The organism is uncultured Campylobacter sp. (genome assembly GCF_937997595.1).
GTDB lineage: Bacteria > Campylobacterota > Campylobacteria > Campylobacterales > Campylobacteraceae > Campylobacter_B.
Window position 1 is genome coordinate 1 of record NZ_CALKTS010000239.1, and the last position, 6,627, is coordinate 6,627.

7 protein-coding genes and 1 pseudogene are annotated in these 6,627 nt (G+C 50.4%); 3 read left to right on the forward strand and 5 right to left on the reverse strand.

Annotated elements, in window-relative coordinates:
• Positions 1–128: pseudogene (locus Q0614_RS08035) on the forward strand (ABC transporter substrate-binding protein); the annotation flags it as partial.
• Between the two features lie 433 nt (positions 129–561).
• Here the strand turns inward: Q0614_RS08035 and Q0614_RS08040 are convergent.
• The 5 genes from Q0614_RS08040 to Q0614_RS08060 form a co-directional block, all read right to left on the reverse strand.
• Positions 562–735 (reverse strand): hypothetical protein, encoded by a 174-nt coding sequence (locus Q0614_RS08040; RefSeq protein WP_298787887.1) that lies wholly within the window; start codon positions 733–735, stop codon positions 562–564.
• Positions 732–2,117 (reverse strand): DUF3137 domain-containing protein, encoded by a 1,386-nt coding sequence (locus Q0614_RS08045; RefSeq protein WP_298787889.1) that lies wholly within the window; start codon positions 2,115–2,117, stop codon positions 732–734. Before Q0614_RS08045 ends, Q0614_RS08040 begins: the two co-directional genes overlap by 4 nt.
• A gap of 197 nt (positions 2,118–2,314) precedes the next feature.
• Complete coding sequence (locus tag Q0614_RS08050; protein WP_298787891.1) at positions 2,315–3,508, reverse strand: MalY/PatB family protein; 1,194 nt, start codon at positions 3,506–3,508, stop codon at positions 2,315–2,317.
• 1 nt (position 3,509) lies between these two features.
• Positions 3,510–4,352 (reverse strand): DUF3737 family protein, encoded by an 843-nt coding sequence (locus Q0614_RS08055; RefSeq protein WP_298787893.1) that lies wholly within the window; start codon positions 4,350–4,352, stop codon positions 3,510–3,512.
• A 411-nt stretch (positions 4,353–4,763) separates the two neighbouring features.
• Positions 4,764–5,243 (reverse strand): hypothetical protein, encoded by a 480-nt coding sequence (locus Q0614_RS08060; protein ID WP_298787895.1) that lies wholly within the window; start codon positions 5,241–5,243, stop codon positions 4,764–4,766.
• A 116-nt stretch (positions 5,244–5,359) separates the two neighbouring features.
• On the opposite strand from Q0614_RS08060, the gene Q0614_RS08065 reads away from it, so the two are divergent.
• Positions 5,360–5,722 (forward strand): DUF1508 domain-containing protein, encoded by a 363-nt coding sequence (locus Q0614_RS08065; RefSeq protein ID WP_005873032.1) that lies wholly within the window; start codon positions 5,360–5,362, stop codon positions 5,720–5,722.
• Positions 5,723–6,169, forward strand: coding sequence for a hypothetical protein (locus tag Q0614_RS08070; RefSeq protein ID WP_298787897.1), 447 nt, complete (start codon positions 5,723–5,725; stop codon positions 6,167–6,169).
• The last annotated feature ends 458 nt before the right edge of the window (positions 6,170–6,627 follow it).

Sequence of the window (6,627 nt, forward strand, 5' to 3'; positions counted from 1 at the left end):
TTGACGATCTAATCGTAAAGCTCGCGGACGAGAAATTTTTCCACGCCGACTACGATGCGACGCTAGCGCCGGTATACGGCGATGACATCAAGGCTGACGACGTCGTAATCGAGGGTGGGAAGTTATAAATTTAGATTCGCCGTCTAGTTTAGCAGGGCAATTGAGCCCTGCGACCTTGCAGTGACGAGCCCGCCGTATCTTTGCCGAACGGCGGCTGTAAATGTCAAAAGTGGCGGCGAGTACTTTTATAAGCTAGCTAAATTTATCGATCTAGCGGCAAAGTTTTGCTTCCGCACGGCGAATTGCCGCCGAGTAAATTTAGCCGAGCCGAAACGCAGCCTAGCGCGGGTCGTCGCGGCAAATTTTAAGTCGCACGCGGCGGCGTAAAATTTCAAGCGACAGTAGAATTCTAATACAAACTGCTCGTGCGATAAAAATTTATATCGCACGAGCAGTGATAAATCGCGAGCGACCGATCGTTAAACCGAGCGAGAATTTATAAAATTTATCGGCTCAAAACGACTTGTAAATTTCCACGCGGGCTAAATTTTCCGTACCGATTTAAGAGCCAAACGCATAAGCCGCGCAACGCATCCATTTCCACGCCCAGCTACACAGCGCATCTGTGCCGCTAAGCCTACGATCCCGCGCGCTTTGTCTGCATATCTGTGTATCGCCAGAACCGTATGCAGCAACCGCCTCTACCATATTCCACTGCGCCGCCGCCCGCCTCATTCGCTCCAAATTTTGCGGTTCAAATTTAGCTCGCTCACGATACCCGCAAGCGCGCCGATCTCATCTACGTAAAGCTCTATCGTGGAGTCCTGCTTTAGCGAGCAGTCGATTCTAGGCTCGAAATTATCGCGCCAGGTCTCGATCGCCACGTAAATTTTATCCTCCCTTAGCACCGCGTTTATCTGCGAGCCCAGCCTTAGATAGACCTCCGTCAGTCGCTGCATCAAAAGCGGTGTCAGCGCGTATCTTGCGCCCACCTGATCGGTCGTATAGACGTCGAAAAACTCCTCAAATTTCACGTCGTCCATATTCGCTCGCTGCCCGTATTTGCGCAGATTCCGCGAGTTTTTGTGACATACGCGCACCTCGCAGCTAAGCCTTTTGTGAAAGTCCGCGACGAAAAGCACTCCTTGAAATTTTACGTCGGTGCGAGTGCCGTTTTTGGTGCGCACCTTTTCGGCGGCGTAAAAGTCGCTAAATCTCACGCGCACGCCCTGCACCTCCCCGCTCATCATATCCTCGCTCGATTGCTCGTTTATGTAGCAGTCGTAAATTTCAAAAAACTCATCCGTCCCCAGCCCACCATTTTCATCGTAGCTAAGCCCGAAGCTTTTTGCGATGCTCGCGACGATCCTGCTTTTAAAATTTGATCTGAAATTCCGTCTTTTGCTCGCCGTTAAAAGAGCGCCTACTATGCCGTAAACGGAGATGCCGAAAAATACGCCGGGCGCCACTTCGTCCCAAAAGCGCGCCACCAGTGCGCCCACGCCGAGCCCTACGACAGCGGCGACGATGTTGGCCTTTTTCACCGCTTTTTGCAGCGCCGCGCGCTCATCCTCTAGGCTCTGCAGATCGGCTAGAAAGTTAAATTTTGATCCGGTTGCGCCGTCTTTTTCGCTCCCGCCCTCACTTTCGGCGGCTTTGGGCACAAACCTCCCGCAAATAGCGCTCCCGCGGCTATCGCCGTCTTTAAAGCCGCTGCCCTCGCCCGCTTTAGCCTTTAATACCCGCCCCTCGTTTATATCGGTACTTAAAATTCGCCCAGTTTGCGCCGCGCCCTGCCCTAATGCGTCCGTATCTTGCGCCGTATCAAAGCCGCTAAATTTATCAAAATTTGCGCGCTGCGTGCCGCCGTTTTTGCCAAGGCTTAGGCTGTAAAATAGGCGGTAGAGCAGCCCGTTTAAGAGGGGGAAGATGATGAAAAGCGCGATTATAAGCCAGTTCGTATCAAACGAGACGGGCTCTGCCCCGGTATTCAAAAACGCATAAAGCCCGAGCAGCAGCAGGGCTATCAAAAATGAGACGAGCTTGCTAATGCGCGCGAGCTTTTCGCGCCGTTTTTCAAGTAGATAAAGCTCCTCTAAATCGCCGTTTCTATCCATAATCCGCCTTTTGTAGCGCATTTAGCGCCGGTTTATTTGCCGCGCGCCAAATTTAAACGCTCGCGCGCCGCCGCCTGATCGTCGCTAAATTTAGCGCAAAACTCGCGCCCTGCCGCAAAATTTTAAAATTTAATCCGTCGCTTTAAATTTAGCCGTTATAAAATTTTAAATTTCGCCTTTGCCGCGCCGCAGCTCGTTTAATGCGGACAAATCTTTAGCGCCTCTTTCAGCCGCCCTAGCCCGTCTTTTAGCAGCGCCCTAGAGGTCGCGATATTTAAGCGCAAAAATTTCTCGCCGCCCTTGCCGTATTGCGCGCCGCAGGAGAGATACAGCCCCGTTTTTTCGCGGATGAAGCGCGCAAGCTCCGCGCTATCCTGCGTGTAAGCGCCCGTATCAAGCCACATCAGATAGGTTGCATCTTGCGGCACGACATGCACCTGCGGAAGCTCACGCGCGATAAATTCCGCCGCGAATTTGCGATTTTCGCTGAGGTATTCGCGCAGCGCGTCCAGCCACGGCGCACCCTTCGTAAATGCGGCGATCGCGCCCTGCACTGCGAAAAAATTCGGCTCGGCGATGTCGTCGGAATTTAGCGCCTTTGAAATTTTATGACGCAAGCGCTTATCTGCGGCAAAGACCGCCGCGCTTTGCAGCCCCGCGATGTTAAACGCCTTGGTTGGCGCGATTATGCTAGCCGAAATCCTCTCGCAGATCTTGCTTGCCGCAGCAAATGGCGTGTAACGCACGCCAGGCTCGGTCAGATCGCAATGCACCTCGTCGCTAAGCACCGTCACGCCGTGCTTCTCGCACAGCTCACCGATGCGGGCAAGGTCATCTCTGCTAAAGGTGCGACCGACCGGATTGTGCGGGTTGCAAAGGATAAAAAGCGTCGTCTGCGGATCGGCAAGCTTAGCCTGTAGATCCTCCCAATTGATGCTATAATCGCCGTTAGCGTAGGCAAGCTCATTCTCCACAGGCACGCGGGCGGCGTTTTTAATGCAGTAGTAAAAGCAGTTGTAAACGGGGCTCATCAGTAGCACGTTCTCGGCGGGCGAGGTGAGCTTGCGGATGATCGAATCGATCGCAGGCAGCGTGCCGCCAGCATAGATCAGCCACTCCTTTTGGATTTCATAATCGTGGCGCGCGAGCCACCAGCCTTGATACGCGCTGCGCCACTCATCATCTACAAGCGAATAGCCTAAAACTCGCTCGTTCAGCCGCTTTTGCAGAGCCTCGATGATCTCGGGCGCTACGGCAAAGTCCATATCCGCGACCCACATCGGAAGCTCGCTCTCGCCTACGTCCCATTTAAGCGACTTCGTGCCGCGGCGATTTGGCAGAGTGTCGAAGTCGTATTTCTCCTTGCCACTTATAAAATCAAAAAGTCCCATCTTACGCCCTTAATTCAGTAATGATTTCAGTTTTAGACGCGTCCGTTGCGCCATCTAGGATCAGCTCGCCGATGCTTGCCGCGCGGATTAGCCCGCTGCTCGGATTTTTGACGCTATCGATTGCGCCTTTTACCTCGGCACGGACGTCGCTGTATTCAAACGCCAGCGTCGTATTTATCAGCTCGCAGTCTTGCAAGCGCAAATTTTGCATATAGCAAAAGCCCTGCAGGCTCTCGATCTTGCAGTTTCGCAGCGTTACATTTTTGGAATTCCAGCCGAAGTATTCGCCCGCGATGAAGCAGTTCTCGACCACGATATTTTCGCAGTTCCAAAATGCGTCCTTGGATAGTAGCTTGGAGTTTTTGATCGTTACGTTTCTACAGCCGTCGAAGCAGTAATCCCCGAAGAGCGATAGATTTTCGATGCTTAAGTTTTCGCAATCAAGCCCGAAATACGCGCCCTTTGCGGTAACGTTTTTTAGCGTGACGTCGCTGCAGTGCCACAAGGTCTCTTGCGCGTCGTGAAATTCTACGTTTTGTAGCGCGGCGTCTTTTACGCGGCGAAACCCTTTAGGCGCACCGTAGAGGCAATCTTTTAGCACCACGCCGCGGCTATACCAGATCCCTGCGCGCGCGATCTCGTCGAAGAAGCAGTCTTGCGCGCGGATATTTTCGGCGTACCAAAACGGATATTTCCACTCAAATTTACAGTTTTGCGCGACGATATTTGCGCTGTGCTTTAGCGGCGACTCGCCCTCGCCGAAGACGGAATTTTCGATCCGCAGATCCTTTGCGCCGAACAGCGCGCGCTCGCCGCTAAAGTGCTTTTGTCTTAATATTTGCATGGCTTTCCTTAGATTTTAAAATTTACTCGGATTATACAAGGAATTTCAAAATTCCGCGTAGCTTGGGCGTATGAAACGCAAGCGAATTTTAAAAATTTTAAAATTTCGAGGCGGGAAAATTAGGCGAGCGGGCGAATACGGAGTGTTTGCGGCGAACGCGCGGAAAATCGCCGTACGCTTATAATGGCACGTTTGCAAACGCCTATAAAGCGCACCTAGGTCGCTACGGCGAGCCGCGTATTTGCGCAGGCACCCGTATCTGCCCGCGACGTGCGTCGCTCGAAAGACGCATAAAATTTATCGCAAGCGGCGCTTTATAAAATTTATAAAATTTTCTCCGAGCAACGTGTAAATTTTAGCAGACGTCGCAAAGAAGCGTAAAATTTTATACCATATTGCGACGGGGCGCATCTAATGCTCGTGATGATGCGAGTGCATGTCTTCGCCGCGGTCTCGATCCGTAGCACGCTTTCGCAGATCAAAATACACAAAAAGCCCGCTAGGCTTGCCATCCTCGTAAATTTCAAGCTTGTAGCGCATTACGGCGTGCGTGCACACTGCAACGTCAAGCGTCGCTTCATAGCCGTCTGCGCTGCGCTTTAGCGGGAATTCCGCATTGCCCATATTCATACTCACGCCCGAAATTTTAACGCTCGGATTTTTCAGCTCACGCGAAATTCCGCTTATTTTTAGCTCGTTTGCTCCCGCTTCGATCGGATGGCGCGCCACGCTAAAAAGCGCCTTCTGCCCGCCCGCGTTAGTCTCGCAGTCCTGTGCGGCTAGATTGCAGCCCAGACGCGTCCTTATGTCCTTAAATAATGCATCGCTCTCATCCGCGCCAAATCCTAAAGTAGCGGCGAAAATCAAGCTAAAACGTAGAGCCTTTATCATTATGATCCTTTGTAAATGAAATTTGTGCGCAATTTTAGCAGAAAATTCCGCGCCTATTAAAAATATTTATTAAAATTTTAGCTAAAATAATGATATCTTCTACGAAAGGATGAAAAATGGCTGAGTTTTTAATCAAAGACGCCAAGGATGGCTGCAAATTCGATCTACTTTATGACGGGCACGTGCTATGTACCTCCGAGGTTTACACGAGCAAGGCCGCTTGCAAAAACGGCATCGAAAGCGTCGCAAAAAACGCCGCGCTAAATAAGATCGAGGATCAAATCGCAGGCGGAGAAAAGCTAAACAATCCGAAATTTGAGCTTTACACTGATAAAGCAGACAAGGTTCGCTTCCGCCTAACGGCTAGCAACGGACAGATCATCGCCGTTAGCAAGGATTTTGAGGCTAAGGCGGACGCCCTAAAAGTAATAGAGCTTATCGTAAAACAGGCTGCAAAAGCCAAGATCAAGGAGGCGTAAATGGACATAAACGGACTTGTAAATATGGTCTCTGCACTCAAAAGCGACGATAAAAATTTAAGAGAATTTCAAAGCGGTCCGGTCGCTTTTATCGAAAAATTTCTAGGCGTGGACCTGCCTGACGATCAGATAAATGCGATAATTGCGGGCATCAGCTCAAATTTTTTAAGCAAAAGCGAAAGCGGCGAATCTAGCTCGCTGGGCTCGATGCTGGGCGGACTTTTGGGCGGCGGCGAGGACGTACAAGCAAACGCCGTCGATAGCAAAGGGGTGGATTTTAGCGCGCTGATCGGCAAAATCGCAAGCGCCAAGCTCGACCTCAACGGCGACGGCAAAATCGATATCAACGACGCAAGTAGCTTTTTGGGCGATCTTTTAGGAGGCGGCGCAAACGGCGAAAATAAGGGATTAAATTTAGGCAGCCTGCTAAAAACGTTTAAAATTTAAACGAGCTAAATTTCAAACGCAGGCCGGATTTTGCGCGACGATATTTAAATTTGCGCGCGCTATTTTAATCCGCGCCTGCGCACTACAGCGCTCGCGTGAAAGATTTAAATTTACGCTACGTTGCACTCAAAAAAACCTCGCATTCAAGCAAGATGGGCTTAAATTTAGAGCAAGACGGTGTTTAAATTTAAGCCGCTTCTTTGTAGCATTTTATTTATGCTGCCGCGACATAGCGCCCTGCTCCGCTCTTTTGATCGCCCATATTGAGCTAAAACAACCACACACTTCTGCTTTAAATTTTATCTTTGCTCTTTAACGTCCGCTTTAAATTTAGTCGCTCTTTGGCTCGGTTTTATTTTGCTATCCATTCAAATTCCCACGTAGCGCGCCATAGCATGTGATTAAATTTTAAAAACGGCTATAAATTAAGCGCGAAAGAGTTCGCCTAAAAAGGATAT